Here is a 16,589-nt window from a genome sequence, read left to right on the forward strand (position 1 = left end):
ATGAGCGGGAGGCGTGCACACATGGGCCTGAGTGTGACCATCTCAGCAGCGGACGCGCAGGACGCGGAGCACATCCTGAAGCTGCAGTACCTCTGCTACCAGAGCGAGGCGGAGCTGTACGGGGACTGGTCCATCGAGCCCCTCACCCAGTCGCTCGACGCCCTGCGCGCCGAACTGGCCGAGGGACACGGACTCGTGGCCCGGCTCGGCGACGAGGTCGTCGCCTCCGTGCGGGCCCGCCTCGACGAGGACGGCACCGTGCGGATCGCCAAGCTGATCGTCCACCCGCGCATGCGACGGCACGGCCTCGGCAGCCGCCTCCTCGACGGCATCGAGCGCCACTTCGCGGCCGCCACCACCGAGGCGGCGACGTCCGCCAAGCGCTTCCGGCTCTTCACCGGCCATCGCAGCGAGGGCAATCTGCGCCTCTACCGCAGCAAGGGGTACGAGCAGGTCGCCACCCGCGAGCTCGGCCCGAGGCTCACCCTGGTGACCCTGGAGAAGGCCGCCTAGGCGGCCTTCGACCTCCGCAGCCACCAGATGCCGGTCAGCGGCAGCAGCACCGGGATGAAGACGTAGCCGTATCCGAAGTCCGACCAGACCGTCGCGTCCGGGAAGGCGGACGGCTCGACCAGCGTCCAGGTCCCCACGACCAGCACGCCCGCGAGCTCGGCGGCGCAGCACACCAGCGCCGCCCTGCGGGCCTTCTCCCCGCCCCGTACCAGCGTGTACGTGATGAAGACGTAGACGACCGCCGCCACCGCCGACAGGGTGTACGCCAGCGGCGCGCGGTCGAACTCGGTGGCGATCTGGTAGATCGAGCGGGAGACCGCGCCGACCGACATCACGCCGTACAGCCAGACGAGCAGCATGCCCGGGCCCTTGACCAGACGGGTCGTTCCCTCGGTCGCGGTCATGGTCAGCCCACCGTCCAGATGTCGTAGAGACGCACTTCGAGCACGGCCAGGACGACCGCGCCGGCCGCCACCGTCGCCGAACCCCACCGGCTGCGCTCCGCGAGCGACATGAAACCGGCGATGGGCACCGCGCACAGCGCGCCGAGCAGATAGGCGACGAAGATCGTCGTGCCCTCCTCGGCCTTCTCGCCGCGCGCCAGCTGCACGATGCCGACGATCAGCTGGACCAGGACCAGGAAGGTCACCACGGCCATGCCGATGAAGTGCCAGTCCTTGGTCGACTGATCCCGGAAGGCGGCGAAGCCGCACCAGGCGGCGAGGGCGAGCGCGGCCACGGAGACCGCGACCGTCAGGGCGTCAAGCATGCGCCCGAGGGTATTACGGCCCGAAGCGCCCGATGCGCCCGCCCCCCGGCTCGCCGGGGGCCGCCGGGGGGCGTGGCCTCCGCCACATCCCGTACCCGATCACCGTCCCCTCCGCGGCCGGGCCCGGGGCCGTTCCCGCCAGGCCACGCACGGAAAGGCGCACCGCGAGCCGTCCCGGGCGCGTCCGCCTGGCGTCTCAATGCTGTCCGCTATTCGGACAGTCCGCTTCTCTTCGCAGCTGCGCATGTTTTACTTGCAGCCATGACCACGACGAGCAGCCGCACCCTTGCGACCGAGGCGAACACGACGCCCGGTGCTCGTTGTACGTGTCGAATGTGCGCCATCTGAGGGCCCCCGCCTGAGCCTCGCGCCCCGAAGCGAGACCCCGACGGCCGAGCCGATCCGCCCGCCACCCGGCGCCGGACCGTGCCTGCCCCGCGCACCGCTGTCCACCGGCCACCAGCCGACCGGCACAGCCTCCCGTGCGCCTGACTGTCCGAAGACGAATGCCCCGTGCGCGACGGACCCCGCGTCGCGCACTCGACAGTGACGGAAACCCCTGTGATCACCACTTCGGGCCTGACCAAGGTCTACGAGTCGCGCGGCCGACAGGTCACCGCTCTGGACGGAGTCGACCTCCACGTCCGCGAGGGCGAGGTCTTCGGCGTCATCGGCCAGAGCGGCGCCGGCAAGTCCTCGCTCATCCGCTGCGTCAACCTCCTGGAACGCCCCACCTCCGGCACCGTGACCGTCGACGGCGTCGACCTCACCGCACTGGCCGGAAAGAGCCGCCGCGCCGGCAAGGACCTGCGCCGGGCGCGCAGCAGCATCGGCATGGTCTTCCAGCACTTCAACCTGCTGTCCTCCCGCACGGTCAAGGACAACATCGAGCTCCCCCTGGAGATCCTCGGCGTCTCCGGCGCCGAGCGCTCCCGCCGGGCCCTGGAACTCCTCGACCTGGTCGGCCTCGCCGACAAGGCGAAGTCCTACCCCGGCCAGCTCTCCGGTGGCCAGAAGCAGCGCGTCGGCATCGCCCGCGCCCTCGCCGGCAACCCCAAGGTCCTCCTCTCCGACGAGGCCACCAGCGCCCTCGACCCGGAGACCACCCGCTCCATCCTCCAGCTCCTGCGCGACCTCAACCGGCAGCTCGGCCTCACCGTCCTGCTCATCACGCACGAGATGGACGTCGTCAAGACGATCTGCGACTCCGCCGCGCTCATGCAGAAGGGCCGCATCGTCGAGTCCGGCACCGTCGGCGAACTGCTCGCCACCCCCGGCTCCCAGCTGGCGGCCGAACTGTTCCCGGTCAGCGGCGCCCCCACGGGCCCCGACCGCACCGTCGTCGACGTCACGTTCCACGGCGAGGCCGCGACCCAGCCGGTCATCTCGCAGCTCTCCCGCACGTACAACATCGACATCTCGATCCTCGGGGCGGCGATGGACACCGTCGGCGGGAAGCAGATCGGCCGGATGCGGATCGAGCTCCCCGGACGGTACGAGGACAACGTCGTCCCGGTCGGCTTCCTGCGCGAACAGGGCCTCCAGGTCGAGCTCGTGGAAGACGACGCACAGGAGTCGGGCGCCGCGCCCGTACTGGTCAAGGAAGGTGCCAAGTGACCTGGTCGGAGATGCAGCCCCTCCTGGAGCAGGGCACCGTCGACACGCTCTACATGGTCCTGTGGGCCACCGTCGTCACCATCGCCGGCGGCCTGCCGCTCGGCATCCTCCTCGTCCTCACGGACAAGGGCGGACTGCTGCAGAACCGGCCGGTGAACAAGGTCGTCGGTGCGATCGTGAACGTCGGGCGCTCGCTGCCGTTCATCATCCTGCTGATCGCCCTGATCCCCTTCACGACCTTCGTCGTCGGCACCTTCATCGGCCCGACCGCGATGATCGTGCCGCTCGCCATCGGCGCCATCCCCTTCTTCGCGCGCCTCGTCGAGACGGCGATCCGCGAGGTCGACCACGGACTCGTCGAAGCCGTCCAGGCCATGGGCGGCGGCATCCCCACCATCGTCCGCAAGGTGCTGCTCCCGCAGGCCCTGCCCTCGCTGGTCTCCGCCGTCACCACCACCGTGATCGTCCTCATCGGCTACTCCGCGATGGCCGGCGCGGTCGGCGGCGAGGGCCTCGGCTCCAAGGCCGTCACCTACGGATACCAGCGCTTCGACACCACGTTCATGCTGGTCACCGTCGTCGTCCTGGTCCTGATCGTGACCGTCGTCCAGCTCATCGGCGACGGAGTCGTCCGACTCCTCGCCCGCCGGGGCCGCACCGCGTAACGGCCCCAGGCCAACCCAGACTTCGATTTTCGAAGAACAGCCCGGACTTGTTGTCCAGGCGTCCACCGCTCCACCGGAAAGAGGCACTCTTCGTGCGCAAGAACATCAAGCTCACCGCCGGCATCGCCGCCACCGCCGCCCTCGCCCTCGGCCTCACCGCCTGCGGCACCTCCTCGGACCCGTCCTCCGCCAAGGACTCGGCCGGCGCCGCCGACAAGCCCCTCGTCGTCGCCGCGTCCCCGACGCCGCACGCCGACATCCTCAACTTCGTCAAGGACAACCTGGCCGAGAAGGCCGGCCTGAAGCTGGAGGTGAAGGAGTTCACGGACTACGTCCTGCCGAACACCGCCACCGAGTCCGGCCAGGTCGACGCCAACTACTTCCAGCACAAGCCGTACCTCGACGACTTCAACAAGAAGAACGGCACCCACATCGTCCCGGTGGTCGACGTCCACCTGGAGCCGCTGGGCCTCTACTCCAAGAGCCTCAAGTCGGTGAAGGACATCAAGGCCGGCCAGACCATCGCCGTCCCCAACGACACCACCAACGGCGGCCGCGCGCTCCAGCTGCTCGCCGAGAACGGCCTGATCACCATCAAGCCCGGCGTCGGCACCAACGCCAAGCTCTCCGACATCACCGACAAGAAGGGCCTGGAGTTCAAGGAGCTGGAGGCCGCCACCGTGCCCCGCGCCCTGAACGACGTGGACGCCGCCGTCATCAACGGCAACTACGCCATCGAGGCCAAGCTCCAGCCGGCGAAGGACGCCCTCGTCCTGGAGAAGGCGGAGGACAACCCGTACGCCAACTTCCTCGCCGTCAAGGAGGGCAACGAGAAGGACGCCCGCGTGCAGAAGCTCGCCAAGCTCCTCAACTCGCCCGAGGTGAAGAAGTACATCGAGGACACCTACAAGGGCTCGGTCATCCCGGCCTTCGGCGCCGCCAAGTAAGGGCGCCCGGCAGGAACCACGTCCGAGGGACCGTCAGACCGGCTCCCCCGTACAGTCCTTGAGCAGAAGGCCCCCGCACCCCGTCCGGTGCGCGGGGCCTTCGCCACACCCACCCCCCACATCACCGGCACACCCGACCCGGCCATGCGCACCGGCGCCCGCATGCTGCATGCTGTGCGTTCACGGTCGATTCGGACGGTCCACGGCATGGAGCTGCGCATGACTACCACCTTTCCGGACATCTCCATCAACACGGACCGGCTGGTGCTGCGCGCGCTCGAGGAGACGGACGCCCCCGCCCTCGCCGAGATGATGAACGACGAGATGGTCGCCGCCTGGACGGCCGTGCCCCAGCCCTTCACCGAGGCCGCCGCACACCGCTGGATCACCGAGTACGCCCCCGCCGAACGCACCGCCGGCCGGGGCCTCGACCTCGCCGTCACCGAGTTCCTGACCCAGCGCCTCGTCGGCATCGTCCAGTTGGGCAAGACCGACTGGCAGGTCCGCTCCACCGAGATGTCCTACATCATCGCCCCCTGGGCCCGCGGCGAGGGCTACGCCTCCGAAGCCGCGCTCGCCACCGCCCAGTGGCTCTTCGGCGACCAGAAGTTCGAACGCCTCGAACTGCGCACCGCCGCCGACAACACCGCCTCCCAGCAGGTCGCCCAGAAGATCGGCTGCATCAGCGAGGGCGTCCTGCGCAACGCGTGCATAGCCCGCACCCGCACGGAGGACGGCAGCTGGACCGAACTGCGCACCGACTTCATCGTCTGGGGCCTCCTCCCCGAGGACCTCGACGGCGTCGCCGACCAGATGGCCGAGGCCGGCTACTCCTCGTACACCGACTGGAGCTGAGCCCCCACAGCGATCCCGGGGTACGCTCGGCACGCCCCCGACCTGCGACGACACCAGGGAGACAGACGACGATGGCCGACCGCGTCACGGTGATCGGCTGGGACGGCTCGCCCCTCACCGCGGCGGCCCGGTCCGCGCTCTCCGCCGCCACCCTCGTGGCCGGCGCCGGCCACCACCTGACGCTGCCCGAGGTGCCGCCGGGCGCCGAACGCATCCGCCTCGGCAGCGTCGACCTCGCCGCCCGCCGCATCGCCGGCCACCGCGGCACCGCCGTCGTCCTCGCCGACGGCGACCCCGGCTTCTTCGGCGTCGTCCGCACCCTGCGCGCCCCCCAGCACGGCCTGGAGGTCGAGGTCGTCCCCGCCGTCTCGTCCGTGGCGGCCGCCTTCGCACGCGCCGGCATGCCCTGGGAGGACGCGAGGATCGTCGTCGCCCACCAGCGCACCCTGCGCCGCGCCGTCAACGTCTGCCGCGCCCACCCCAAGGTCGCCGTCCTCACCTCGCCGGGCGCGGGACCGGCCGAACTCGCCCTCCTCCTCGACGGCGTCCACCGCACCTTCGTCGTCTGCGAGGAGCTCGGCACCGACCGCGAACAGGTCTCCGTCCTCACCTCCGACAAGGCCGCCGACCACACCTGGCGCGACCCGAACGTCGTCCTCGTCATCGGCGGCGCGCTCGGCGGCACCCCCACCGCCCCCTGGCTGATGGGCCGGGACCCGGCCACGCGCACGGTACGCGGCTGGGGCCTTCCCACCGAGGAGTACGACTCCGAGGGCGAAGGCCCCGGAACCGGACCGGCCCACACCGGCGCCGGCGCGGACCCCGCCCTCCGAGCCGCCCAACTGGCCCGCCTCGGGCCCCGCACCGGCGACCTCGTCTGGGACATCGGCTGCGCGGGCGGCGCCTTCTCCGTCGAGGCCGCACGCTTCGGCGCCGCCGTCATCGCCGTGGACACCGACCCGGACGCCTGCGCCCGCACCGAACGGGCCGCCCGCCGTCACGGGGTCCTCCTCCAGACCGTCCCGGGCCGCGCCCCGCACGTCCTGGAGAGCCTGCCCGAACCCGACGTCGTACGGATCGCGGCAGGCGGCGTCCCCGTCGTCACCGCCTGCACCGACCGGCGCCCGGAGCGCATCGTGGCCCACGCCTCCACCCGCGACGAGGCCGAGGCGATCGCCACCGCCCTCGCCGACGGCGGCTACGCCGTCGAGACCGTCCTCCTCCAGACCGTCGGACTCGACCCGGACGACTGGTCGGAACGCGAGCGCTCGGTCGTCTTCCTGCTGTCCGGACGCAGGGCGAACTCCGCCTAGCTCCGCCGGGGGACCCCCACCCGTGACCAGGCCGCCCCACCGGGGCAGGGTAGGCTGGCCGATTGTTGTACCGCACCGGGACGTTCGACACTCTGTTCGCCAATGTCCCGAATTGGTGGCCGCTTTGTGCCACTCATGTGGTACTTGACAACGGGGGGACCGCGCGACGTGGCGCAGTCCACAGCGCACCGTGGCAGATCTCCCTGCCACGATGGCCGAAGGCCGCGACAATGTGTGGGTGTCCGCGCGTGTTTCGTGCCGCGCGGCGCGCGCGCTCGTTCTTGTCGACGGGCGCAGGTCTGAAGGAGCACAAGCGATGGGCGAGGGGTACGCATGACGGACACCGGCCAGGTCCCGGGCGAGGGGCTGCCGGAGAACGCAGGCATGGTCGAGCAGCCGGGCATCCCCGCTCCGGACGCGTACACCTTCCTGGACCCCTCCGGCCACACCACCGAGGACGACGACCTGCTCCTGATGCCGGGCGCCCAGGGCGCCTGGAGCGAGCACCCGCCGGGCGTCGTGCCCGCGCCGCCGGTCGCCGTCCCGGCCCCGCCGACGGCACCCGTCGCCCCGGAGGCGCAGGTCCCGATGGGCGACCCGCTCACCGACCCGCTGCCGGACCCGCTCACGGGCCCGCTCCCCGACGGGGTCGCGCTCGCCGACGTGCTGACCGCCCCGCAGGGCCAGACCCCGCCGCAGGGCGTGCCGCTCGGCACCCCGGCGCACGGCGTCCCCGTGGCCACCGAGCACGGCTACGAGCCCGGCATCCTCGACACCGGCGCCCACGAGGCGGCCGGCCGCGACTCCGGCTCCGTCGACCTCGGCGGCGTCCGCATGCCCCCGCAGGCCGCGGCCCCGACCCCGCCGCCGGCCCGCCGCCCGCTGCACATGGGCCCGCCGGTGCCCGAGGCCGGCGGCGGCGTCGTGCTCTCCCTCGCCGACCGCGGCCCGGCCACCGCGCCCGCTCCGGCCCCGCAGCCCGCGCCGGTCCCCGAGCCGGTCGTGGCCACGGCCCCCGCCCCGATGCCGGTGCGGAACCCGGGCCCGCCGACCACCGGCCCCGAGTACTTCGAGATCGCGCAGGACCAGCAGCTCGCCCCGCAGGGCGCCGAGCCGTGGGTCGCGCAGCCGCAGGAGCCGGCCGCGCCGCAGGCACCCGCAGAAACGGTCGTCCCGCCGACGGCCCAGTTCGTCCAGGTCGAGGGCTCCGTCCCGACGACCCCGCACCTGGCCCCGGTCCCGGCCGCCGAGGCGCCCCAGGCCACCGAGCCGGCGCCGGTCGCGGAGCAGGCTCCGGCCGAGGAGCCGTCGCTCCCGGCCGAGCCCGTGGCGGAGGCACCCGTGGAGCCGGTGGCGGAGGCCCCGGCCGACGTGGTCGAGCCCGTCGCGGAGGCCACCGAGCCCGTCGCGGAGGTCGTGGACGCCCAGGCGACCGTGCCCGCGCCCCGCGAGGCCGAGCCCGCCGGACCGGTGCAGGTCATCGAGCCGCAGACGGCCGAACCCGTCGCGGAGGCCCCGGCCGAGCCCGTACAGCCCGTACAGGAGCCCGCCCCGGCCCAGCCGGTGGAGCCCCCGACCACCGAAGCCGCACCCGCCGAGGCCCAGGCCGAGGCCGCTCCCGAGACCACCCCCGAGGCCGCGGAGCCGGTGGCGGAGGTCCTCGTGGAGCCCGCGCTCGAGCAGCCCGCCGTCGTCGAGGCCGTGGCGGAGGCCCCGGTCGAAGCTCCCGCGGAGGCCCAGGCGGAGGCGGCGGCCGAGCAGCCCCTCGTAGTCGCGGAGGAGCAGCCGGAGCCGACCCCCGAGCCCCTGCCGACCCCCGAGCCCCTGCCGACCTCCGAGCCCATGCCGGCCCCCGAGGCCGCACCGGCACAGGAGGCCGTGGCCGAGGCCCCGGCCGACGACCAGCCGGAGCCCCAGCCCGAAGCACCGACGTCCGACTCCCCGGCCGAGGTCCAGGCGGAAGCGCCGGCCGAACTCCAGGTGGAAGAGCAGACGGAGGAACAGCCGGAGGAGCAGACGGAGGAACAGCCGGAAGAGCAGACGGAGAGTCGCCCCGACTCCCCGGCCTCGGCCCCGGCTCCGGCCTACGACGACGCCGAGCGCGAGGCCGTCCTCCGCGTGATGCGCGAGCGCCGCGACATCCGCAACGGCTTCCGCAGCGACCCGATCCCGCACGAGGTGCTCCTCCGAGTCCTCGAAGCGGCCCACACGGCGCCCAGCGTCGGCCACTCGCAGCCCTGGGACTTCGTCGTCATCCGCTCCGCCGAGACCCGGCAGACGATGCACGAGCTGGCCCAGCGTCAGCGCGAGGCCTACGCCAAGTCGCTGCCGAAGGCACGGGCGAAGCAGTTCAAGGAACTGAAGATCGAGGCCATCCTCGACACCCCGGTGAACATCGTCGTGACCGCCGACCCCACCCGGGGCGGCCGCCACACGCTGGGCCGCTACACGCAGCCGCAGATGGCCCCGTACTCCTCGGCGCTCGCCGTCGAGAACCTCTGGCTCGCGGCCCGCGCCGAAGGCCTCGGCGTCGGCTGGGTCAGCTTCTTCGACGAGCGCGAGATGGTCCGTACGCTCGGCCTTCCCGAGCACCTCGAAGTGGTCGCGTACCTCTGCGTGGGCTACGTCGACGAGTTCCCCGAGGAGCCCGAGCTGATGCAGGCGGGCTGGTCCAAGCGCCGCCCGCTGGCCTGGGTCGTCCACGAGGAGACGTACGGCCGCCGCGCGCTGCCCGGCGAGGAGCCGCACGACCTGCTCCAGGAGACCGTCGCGAACATCCGCCCGCTGGACGCCAAGGCGCTCGGCGAGGCGTGGGAGCGGCAGAAGCGCATGACCAAGCCCGCCGGGGCGCTGGGCATGCTGGAGATCATCTCCGCACAGCTCTCGGGTCTCTCCCGCGTCTGCCCGCCCCCGATCCCGGAGCCGGCCGCCGTGGCGATCTTCGCCGGCGACCACGGTGTCCACGCCCAGGGCGTCACCCCGTGGCCGCAGGAGGTCACGGGCCAGATGGTGGCCAACTTCCTCGGCGGGGGAGCGGTCTGCAACGCCTTCGCGAACCAGGTGGGCGCCGAGGTCTGCGTCATCGACGTGGGCGTGGCGTCGGAACTCCCCGCCACTCCGGGCCTCCTGCCCCGCAAGGTCCGCCCGGGCACGGGCGACTTCACCACGGGCCCGGCCATGACCCGCGAGGAAGTCCTGGCGGCGATCGAGGTGGGCATCGAAACGGCCCGCGACCTCGTGGCAGCAGGCAACAAGGCCCTGCTCACGGGCGAGATGGGCATCGCGAACACCACGGCGTCCGCGGCACTGATCTCGGTCTACACCGGGGTGGACGCCGCCGAGGTCACGGGCCGGGGCACCGGCATCAACGACGAGACGCACGCCCGCAAGGTGGACGTGGTCCGGCGCGCCCTCGACCTGCACAAGCCGGACCCGGCGGACCCGATCGGCGTCCTGTCGGCGGTCGGCGGCCTGGAGCACGCGGCCCTCGTGGGCCTGATCCTGGGCGCGGCCTCGCTCCGTACCCCGGTCATCCTGGACGGCGTCTCCACGGGCGCGGCGGCCCTCGTCGCCCGCGCCATCGCCCCCGAGTCGCTCGCGGCGTGCATCGCGGGCCACCGCAGCGCCGAACCGGGCCACGTCGCGGCCCTCAACAAGCTGGGCCTGCGCCCGCTGGTCGACCTGGACCTCCGTCTCGGCGAAGGCACGGGCGCCCTGCTCGCCCTGCCCCTGGTCCAGAGCGCGGCCCGGGCGATGCACGAGGTGGCCACGTTCGACTCGGCGGGAATCACGGAGAAGTAGCACCGCCGGCGAGTCCCCCGCCCACCGACGGAAGTGGGGGACGCGCAGGAACCGGGTTCGGGACGTAAAGCGTGATTTGTGGCGCGCAAGAAACGCCAGGTGTCTGATGGCCCCGCAAGCGCCGTAAATCATGCAGTCCCGAACCCGGTTCCGGAGCGTCCCCCACGTCACGGACCCACCGGCGGGGGACGTCCGTCACACCCTGCCAACCCCAGGTCACGGCTATCGTGATCGTGCACGAGCCGCTCCACCGCCGCAGCGGCACCCTCGCCCGCACCGCCCCGCTCTCCGAGGAGCCGCTCACCCATGGCAGAGAACGCCGAGCACCCCGCCTACCCCGTCGGACTGCGCCTCGCCGGCCGCCGCGTCGTCGTCCTCGGCGGCGGCCAGGTGGCCCAGCGCCGACTCCCGGCCCTCATCGCCGCAGGTGCCGACATCACCCTGATCTCCCCGTCGGCGACCCCGTCCGTGGACGCGATGGCGGAGACAGGCGAGATCACCTGGATCAAGCGAAGGTACGAGGACGGGGACCTGGCCGACGCCTGGTACGCCCTGGTGGCGACCACGGACGAGACGGCGAACGCCGCGGCCTCGGCCGAGGCCGAGCGAACCAGGACCTGGTGCGTACGGGCGGACGACGCCGAGGCGGCCACCGCCTGGACCCCGGCCACGGGCCGCGACGCCGGCGTCACGGTGGCGGTGCTCACCGGCCACGACCCCCGCCGCTCCGCAGCCGTGCGCGACGCGATCGTCGAGGGCCTCCGCGACGGCTCGATCGCCGCGCCCGCGCACCGCTCCCGCACCCCCTTCGTCGCCCTGGTGGGCGGCGGCCCCGGCGACCCGGACCTCATCACCGTCCGGGGCCGCCGACTGCTCGCGGAGGCGGACGTGGTCATCGCGGACCGGCTCGGCCCCCGCGACCTCCTGGACGAGCTGCCGCCCCACGTCGAGGTGATCGACGCGGCGAAGATCCCGTACGGCCGCTTCATGGCCCAGGAGGCCATCAACAACGCGCTCATCGAGCACGCCAAGCAGGGCAAGTCCGTGGTCCGCCTCAAGGGCGGGGACCCGTTCGTCTTCGGCCGGGGCATGGAGGAGGCCCAGGCGCTGCTCGCCGAGGGCATCGCCTGCACGGTGGTCCCGGGCATCTCCAGCTCGATCTCGGTCCCCGGCGCGGCCGGCATCCCGGTGACGCACCGGGGGGTGGCCCACGAGTTCACGGTGGTCAGCGGCCACGTGGCCCCGGACGACCCGCGTTCGCTGGTGGACTGGGCGTCCCTGGCGAAGCTGACGGGCACGCTGGTCATCCTCATGGGGGTCGACAAGATCGGCAAGATCGCCGAGGCGCTGATCGCCCACGGCAAGTCCCCGGACACCCCTCTGGCCCTGGTCCAGGAGGGGACGACGGCGACCCAGCGCCGGGTGGACGCGACGCTGGCGACGGTCGCGGAGACGGTCGAGGCGGAGGAGGTCCGCCCGCCGGCGGTCATCGTCATCGGCGAGGTCGTCACCGAGGGCCCCGACAAACTGACGAGGTAACACCCACCACCCGCACGACGACCAGCACACAACGGGGGGCGACCGAACGACGGGTCGCCCCCGCACACATTGGCACCACACCCCGGACAAGGCAGTATCACCTCGTGGCCGAACTCATCACGATCGACGACCCCGACGACCCGCGCCTGCGCGACTACACCGGCCTGACCGACGTCGAGCTCCGCCGCAGGCGCGAGCCGGCCGAGGGCCTGTTCATCGCGGAGGGCGAGAAGGTCATCCGCCGGGCCAGGCAGGCCGGGTACGAGATGCGGTCGATGCTGCTCTCGGCCAAGTGGGTCGACGTCATGCGCGACGTCATCGACGAGGTCCCCGCCCCGGTGTACGCGATCCAGCCCGACCTCGCGGAACGCGTCACCGGCTACCACGTGCACCGCGGCGCGCTGGCCTCCATGCAGCGCAAGCCGCTCCCGGAGGCCGCCGAGCTGCTCGCCGGCGCCCGCCGGGTGGTGATCATGGAGTCGGTCAACGACCACACCAACATCGGCGCCATCTTCCGCAGCGCCGCCGCCCTGGGCATGGACGCGGTCCTGCTGTCCCCGGACTGCGCGGACCCGCTGTACCGACGCTCGGTGAAGGTCTCCATGGGCGCGGTCTTCTCGGTCCCGTACGCCCGCCTGGAGGCGTGGCCCCGAGGCCTGGAGACGGTACGGGAGGCGGGCTTCAAGCTCCTCGCCCTCACCCCGGCGGAGAAGGCGACCTCGATCGACGAGGCCGCCCCGCACCGCCTGGAGCGGGTGGCGCTGATGCTCGGGGCGGAGGGCGACGGCCTGTCCACGCAGGCCCTGCGCGCCGCCGACGAGTGGGTCCGCATCCCGATGGCCCACGGCGTCGACTCGCTCAACGTGGGCGCGGCGGCGGCCGTCGCGTTCTACGCGGTGGCGACGGGCCGCCCGGAGTCCTGACCCCTACCCCTGCAGGGCCTGCGCGGCGGCGATCCCGAGGGCCACGACGAGGGTCACGACCACGAAGACGAAGAGCCGCTGCCGCAGCAGCCGGGGGTTGGCGGGCCGGCGCCCGGTCGACGTGGAGCGCGCGCCGGGCCGGGTCCCGGGACGGGACTGGGGCCCGCGCGAGCCACCGGTCCGGGGGCCCGCCGAAGGCCGGGACGAGGGCCCGGCCCCACGCCCCCGCTCGGTACCCCGCTCCCGCTCCGTACCGCGCTCGCCGCCCCGCTCACGCTCCGGGCCGCGGCCGGGCACGTCCCGGTCGGTGTACCGCTCGGTGGGCCGGACGGTGCTCCGCTCCTCGGCGCGCTCCCGCTGCGCCGGCGGCCGGGAGACCGGCAGCCCCTGGGCCTCGCGCGCCGCGATCTCCTTGAGCCGCATCGACAGCTGCAGGGTGCTGGGACGGTCCTCGGGGTCCTTCGCGAGGCAGGCCCTGACGAGCGGCGCCAGCGCGTCGGGCACGCCGTGCAGCTGGGGCTCCTCGTGCACGACGCGGTAGAGCATGACCTCGGAACTGCCGTGCCCGAAGGGGGAGTCGGCCATCGCCGCGTACGCCAGGGTGGCGCCGAGCGAGAAGACGTCGGTGGCGGGGGTGACGGCCGCGCCGCGCACCTGCTCGGGGGCGAGGAATCCGGGCGATCCGACGGCGGTGCCGACATGGGTGAGGGTGCTCGCGCCCGTCGCCCAGGCGATCCCGAAATCGATGATCCGAGGCCCCTTGGGCGACAGCAGGATGTTCGACGGCTTGAGGTCACGATGGACGACCCCGGCCTCGTGGACGGCGACGAGGCCCTCCGAGAGCGCCGCCCCGATCGAGGCCACGTCGGCGGCCCGCAGCGGACCCTCCTCGGCGACCCGGTCGTGCAGCGAGGGGCCGGGCACGTACTGGGTGGCGAACCAGGGGCGGTCGGCCTCCAGGTCGGCGGCGACGAGCCGGGCGGTGCAGCCGCCGCGGATCCGCCGGGCCGCCGACACCTCACGGGCGAACCGCGAGCGGAACTCCTGGTCCTCGGCCAGGTCGGGCCGGATCACCTTCAGCGCCACCCGCTGGCCGCGCCGGTCGGACCCCAGGTACACGACGCCCATCCCGCCGGCCCCCAGCCTGCGGTGGAGCCGGAACGACCCGACGATCCGCGGATCCTCGCGCCGGAGCCGCATCATCGCCATGTCCGTCCCCTCGTCCGTTCGACGTGGCACAGCTTACGTAGTGGCGCCCGTACGCGCTCATAGGCCGCGCCCTCGCACCGGGATCGATTGTCAGTGCTGAGGGGGAGACCGGGGGAGGGGAGGCAACGGATCCGGGGCTCAACCCCCCTGCCGGAAAACCCACTTGACGTGCGGACGCGAACGCGACGGGGAGCCCGGCGGGCACCGCCCGGGACCGCCGGACCGGGCCCGCGCACCCGGCCGCGCATCCGGGGGCCGGGGAAGTGAGCGATGTCACTCGGGCGCCGTCCCCTCCGGGAAGACCCCGGGTTCCGGGCCGCCGTCTCCACCCAGGGGAGTACGTCGCACGGGCGGGCGTCATCCTTCGGGAGGCCCGGAAGTCGGTACGCGGGCATGACGTCCCGGCGCTTCCCGCTCCCTAGTGTTGAGGTCATGCGGCGGGTGCAGCACTCGTCCCCCGAGGTCACGCGCCCGCCGCACCAGACACGACAGGAGAGGAATCATGGCTTACACGGCACCGCGGACCACCCGGCCCTCCGGCCGCCGTCACCCCCTGGTGGCCACAGCCATGGTCCTCCCTCTCGCGGCCCTGCTCGTGGTCGTCTTCGGCGGCTGGGAAGCGGTGGTCACACAGGCGTCGTCCGTGGGCGTGATGCTGGGGCGCTGAGCGGCGCCCCGGACCCGGGAGAGCGGCCCGGGCCGGGACATCCGGCCATCAACCCCGTGGGGACGGGGGTGCGGCGGACGGCAGCGTGGGGCCGGTCAGCTGGGGAGCTGACCGGCCCTCGCGCGTTCCCGACAGGTCCGGCCCTCGCGCGTTCCCGACAAGGCCGGTCCTCGCGCGTCCCCGGCAAGACCGGCCCTCGCGCGCCCCCGGCAGGGCCGGCCGTCCACCGAGCGGCAGCCGGTGCGAGCGGCCACCCCGTACGCTCCGGGGGTGGCCCCAACACCCCCGATACCCCCGACGCCGTTCCCGTCCTCCGCGCCCGACGGCCAAGGCCCGCTCCAGCGCCTGGCCGCCCTCGCGCACACCGCCGCCCACCCGTCCGGCGAGCCCTGCCGCTGCGCGGGCGGGCTCGTCGGGGTGCTGGCGGACCGGGACGACGGGACCGTCGTACGGCACGGGGGGCTCGTCGCGAAGGCGCACGCGCCCGGCACCGACTCCGAGGCCCATCGCGTACGGCTCGCGCTGGCCGCGCACCAGGACGTCGGCGGCGTCTTCCTGCCGCCCCTCCCGCTGCCGCGGACGGGCCCCGACGCGCTGGGCGGCCGCCCGGTCACGGTCTGGCCGTACGGTCCGCCCGTCGACCCGGAGGACCCCGACGCCGCTCCGTGGGAGGAGGCGGCGCGACTCCTCGCCCTGCTGCACCGCACCCCGCCCCCGCCCGGCTGGGCCGACCGCCTCCCGGACATGCGGGCCCCGGAGAAGGTGGCCCTCGCCGTGGAGCGGATGCGCCGCACGGCTCCGGACCATCCGGCGGCGGCCACGGTCCTGGACGCCTGGCGGACGGTTCCCGACGGTCCCGCGACGGCGCACCGACTCCTGTGCCACGGCGACTTCCACCTGGGCCAGCTGGTCCGCGACACCCGCCCCGACGCCCGGGGGGACACCGGCATCGACGCGCCCTGGCGGCTCATCGACATCGACGACCTCGGCCTGGGCGACCCGGCGTGGGATCTGGCCCGGCCCGCCGCATGGTTCGCCGCCGGCCTCCTGCCGCCCGAGGTCTGGACGCGGTTCCTCGGCGCGTACCAGGAGGCGGGCGGCCCCGCCGTGGACACGGAGCCCTGGGGGCGGCTCGACGTGCCCGCCCGGGCGCTGACGGTCCAGACCGCCGCGCTGGCCCTGGCCAAGTCCACGGCCGAGCGCCGGCCGCTCGACGAGGTCGAGGAAGTGATGATCGACACCTGCGCCCGCATCGCCGGACATCGAACCGGGTAGGCCCTTTCGGCGTCCACGTAAGGTGAAGCCACCATTCGAACGGCAATGTCAGGGAGTTGAGCCGAGCATGCAGTGTCCCAAGTGCCATGCGGCCATGCACACGTACAACCGCAACGGCGTCCAGATCGAGCAGTGCAGCGGTTGCCGGGGCATTTTCCTGGATTACGGCGAGCTGGAGGCCCTGACCCGTCTGGAGTCCCAGTGGGTGCAGCAGGCCCCGCCCGCCCCGCCGGCGTACCCGGCGCAGCCCGCCCCCGCCGCGCCCGCCTGGGGCGCCCCGCAGCACGGCGGCCACCACGGTGGTCACCACGGCGGCCACTACCGCAAGGGCGGCTTCGGGCGGATGCTCTTCTCCTCCTGACCGGGACGCGAAGAAGCCCCCGGCCGCGAGCTGCGGCCGGGGGCTTCTTCCTGGTGCGCGATACTGGGATTGAACCAGTGACCTCTTCCGTGTCAGGGAAGCGCTCTCCCGCTGAGCTAATCGCGCGGGTACACC

15 protein-coding genes and 1 tRNA gene are annotated in these 16,589 nt (G+C 73.4%); 12 read left to right on the top strand and 4 right to left on the bottom strand.

Features of this window, described 5'->3' with window-relative positions; all coding sequences use genetic code 11:
• Window positions 1-21: 21 nt before the first annotated feature.
• The gene (locus ABZ318_RS14290) at window positions 22-513 is read left to right on the top strand and encodes a GNAT family N-acetyltransferase (protein ID WP_356902757.1); all 492 of its coding nucleotides are present in this window, start codon (window positions 22-24) and stop codon (window positions 511-513) included.
• Here ABZ318_RS14290 and ABZ318_RS14295 read toward each other — a convergent pair.
• Both ABZ318_RS14295 and ABZ318_RS14300 read right to left on the bottom strand, forming a co-directional pair.
• Complete coding sequence (locus tag ABZ318_RS14295; protein ID WP_356902758.1) at window positions 510-917, bottom strand: hypothetical protein; 408 nt, start codon at window positions 915-917, stop codon at window positions 510-512. The two genes, ABZ318_RS14290 and ABZ318_RS14295, sit on opposite strands and share 4 nt — an antisense overlap.
• 2 nt (window positions 918-919) lie before the next feature.
• On the bottom strand, window positions 920-1,282 hold the full coding sequence (locus tag ABZ318_RS14300; RefSeq protein WP_041128303.1) for a hypothetical protein: 363 nt from the start codon (window positions 1,280-1,282) through the stop codon (window positions 920-922).
• Window positions 1,283-1,843: 561 nt separating this feature from the next.
• On the opposite strand from ABZ318_RS14300, the gene ABZ318_RS14305 reads away from it, so the two are divergent.
• The 8 genes from ABZ318_RS14305 to ABZ318_RS14340 all read left to right on the top strand — a co-directional run bounded on the left by ABZ318_RS14305 (window position 1,844) and on the right by ABZ318_RS14340 (window position 12,942).
• Window positions 1,844-2,899 carry an ATP-binding cassette domain-containing protein gene (locus tag ABZ318_RS14305; protein ID WP_356902759.1) on the top strand — a complete coding sequence of 352 codons (1,056 nt, stop codon included), beginning with the start codon at window positions 1,844-1,846 and terminating at the stop codon, window positions 2,897-2,899.
• Window positions 2,896-3,564, top strand: a complete 669-nt coding sequence (locus tag ABZ318_RS14310) for a methionine ABC transporter permease (RefSeq protein ID WP_356902760.1) — start codon at window positions 2,896-2,898, stop codon at window positions 3,562-3,564. Before ABZ318_RS14305 ends, ABZ318_RS14310 begins: the two co-directional genes overlap by 4 nt.
• A 92-nt stretch (window positions 3,565-3,656) precedes the next feature.
• On the top strand, window positions 3,657-4,511 hold the full coding sequence (locus ABZ318_RS14315; RefSeq protein WP_356902761.1) for a MetQ/NlpA family ABC transporter substrate-binding protein: 855 nt from the start codon (window positions 3,657-3,659) through the stop codon (window positions 4,509-4,511).
• Between the two features lie 219 nt (window positions 4,512-4,730).
• On the top strand, window positions 4,731-5,366 hold the full coding sequence (locus tag ABZ318_RS14320; protein ID WP_356902762.1) for a GNAT family N-acetyltransferase: 636 nt from the start codon (window positions 4,731-4,733) through the stop codon (window positions 5,364-5,366).
• A gap of 71 nt (window positions 5,367-5,437) precedes the next feature.
• Window positions 5,438-6,679, top strand: a complete 1,242-nt coding sequence (cbiE, locus tag ABZ318_RS14325) for a precorrin-6y C5,15-methyltransferase (decarboxylating) subunit CbiE (RefSeq protein WP_356902763.1) — start codon at window positions 5,438-5,440, stop codon at window positions 6,677-6,679.
• Window positions 6,680-7,012: 333 nt separating this feature from the next.
• On the top strand, window positions 7,013-10,480 hold the full coding sequence (gene cobT / locus ABZ318_RS14330; RefSeq protein WP_356902764.1) for a nicotinate-nucleotide--dimethylbenzimidazole phosphoribosyltransferase: 3,468 nt from the start codon (window positions 7,013-7,015) through the stop codon (window positions 10,478-10,480).
• A gap of 306 nt (window positions 10,481-10,786) precedes the next feature.
• The gene (cobA, locus tag ABZ318_RS14335; RefSeq protein ID WP_356902765.1) at window positions 10,787-12,019 is read left to right on the top strand and encodes a uroporphyrinogen-III C-methyltransferase; all 1,233 of its coding nucleotides are present in this window, start codon (window positions 10,787-10,789) and stop codon (window positions 12,017-12,019) included.
• Window positions 12,020-12,123: 104 nt separating this feature from the next.
• Window positions 12,124-12,942: an RNA methyltransferase gene (locus tag ABZ318_RS14340; protein ID WP_356902766.1), complete on the top strand. Its 819-nt coding sequence runs from the start codon at window positions 12,124-12,126 to the stop codon at window positions 12,940-12,942.
• 3 nt (window positions 12,943-12,945) lie between these two features.
• Here ABZ318_RS14340 and ABZ318_RS14345 read toward each other — a convergent pair whose 3' ends face one another.
• A complete protein-coding gene (locus ABZ318_RS14345; RefSeq protein WP_356902767.1) occupies window positions 12,946-14,151 on the bottom strand; it encodes a protein kinase in 1,206 nt (401 codons plus the stop codon).
• A gap of 502 nt (window positions 14,152-14,653) precedes the next feature.
• On the opposite strand from ABZ318_RS14345, the gene ABZ318_RS14350 reads away from it, so the two are divergent.
• The 3 genes from ABZ318_RS14350 to ABZ318_RS14360 all read left to right on the top strand — a co-directional run bounded on the left by ABZ318_RS14350 (window position 14,654) and on the right by ABZ318_RS14360 (window position 16,454).
• Window positions 14,654-14,818: a hypothetical protein gene (locus ABZ318_RS14350; protein ID WP_030691991.1), complete on the top strand. Its 165-nt coding sequence runs from the start codon at window positions 14,654-14,656 to the stop codon at window positions 14,816-14,818.
• Window positions 14,819-15,106: 288 nt separating this feature from the next.
• Window positions 15,107-16,093: an aminoglycoside phosphotransferase family protein gene (locus ABZ318_RS14355; RefSeq protein WP_356902781.1), complete on the top strand. Its 987-nt coding sequence runs from the start codon at window positions 15,107-15,109 to the stop codon at window positions 16,091-16,093.
• 67 nt (window positions 16,094-16,160) lie between these two features.
• A complete protein-coding gene (locus ABZ318_RS14360; protein ID WP_356902768.1) occupies window positions 16,161-16,454 on the top strand; it encodes a zf-TFIIB domain-containing protein in 294 nt (97 codons plus the stop codon).
• 51 nt (window positions 16,455-16,505) lie between these two features.
• Here the strand turns inward: ABZ318_RS14360 and ABZ318_RS14365 are convergent.
• Window positions 16,506-16,580 (bottom strand) — tRNA-Val (locus tag ABZ318_RS14365).
• Window positions 16,581-16,589: the final 9 nt, after the last annotated feature.

The sequence above is a fragment of the Streptomyces sp. NPDC006197 genome, from assembly GCF_040613865.1.
In the GTDB taxonomy this organism is placed as follows: domain Bacteria; phylum Actinomycetota; class Actinomycetes; order Streptomycetales; family Streptomycetaceae; genus Streptomyces.

Excerpts from the sequence above, each read along its gene's own strand:
- ABZ318_RS14290 (WP_356902757.1), top strand. The coding sequence starts at position 22 with ATGGGCCTGAGTGTGACCATCTCAGCAGCGGACGCGCAGGACGCGGAG.
- ABZ318_RS14320 (WP_356902762.1), top strand. The coding sequence starts at position 4,731 with ATGACTACCACCTTTCCGGACATCTCCATCAACACGGACCGGCTGGTG.
- ABZ318_RS14360 (WP_356902768.1), top strand. The coding sequence starts at position 16,161 with ATGCAGTGTCCCAAGTGCCATGCGGCCATGCACACGTACAACCGCAAC.
- cobA (WP_356902765.1), top strand. The coding sequence starts at position 10,787 with ATGGCAGAGAACGCCGAGCACCCCGCCTACCCCGTCGGACTGCGCCTC.
- ABZ318_RS14350 (WP_030691991.1), top strand. The coding sequence starts at position 14,654 with ATGGCTTACACGGCACCGCGGACCACCCGGCCCTCCGGCCGCCGTCAC.
- cbiE (WP_356902763.1), top strand. The coding sequence starts at position 5,438 with ATGGCCGACCGCGTCACGGTGATCGGCTGGGACGGCTCGCCCCTCACC.
- cobT (WP_356902764.1), top strand. The coding sequence starts at position 7,013 with ATGACGGACACCGGCCAGGTCCCGGGCGAGGGGCTGCCGGAGAACGCA.
- ABZ318_RS14345 (WP_356902767.1), bottom strand. The coding sequence starts at position 14,151 with ATGGCGATGATGCGGCTCCGGCGCGAGGATCCGCGGATCGTCGGGTCG.
- ABZ318_RS14300 (WP_041128303.1), bottom strand. The coding sequence starts at position 1,282 with ATGCTTGACGCCCTGACGGTCGCGGTCTCCGTGGCCGCGCTCGCCCTC.
- ABZ318_RS14295 (WP_356902758.1), bottom strand. The coding sequence starts at position 917 with ATGACCGCGACCGAGGGAACGACCCGTCTGGTCAAGGGCCCGGGCATG.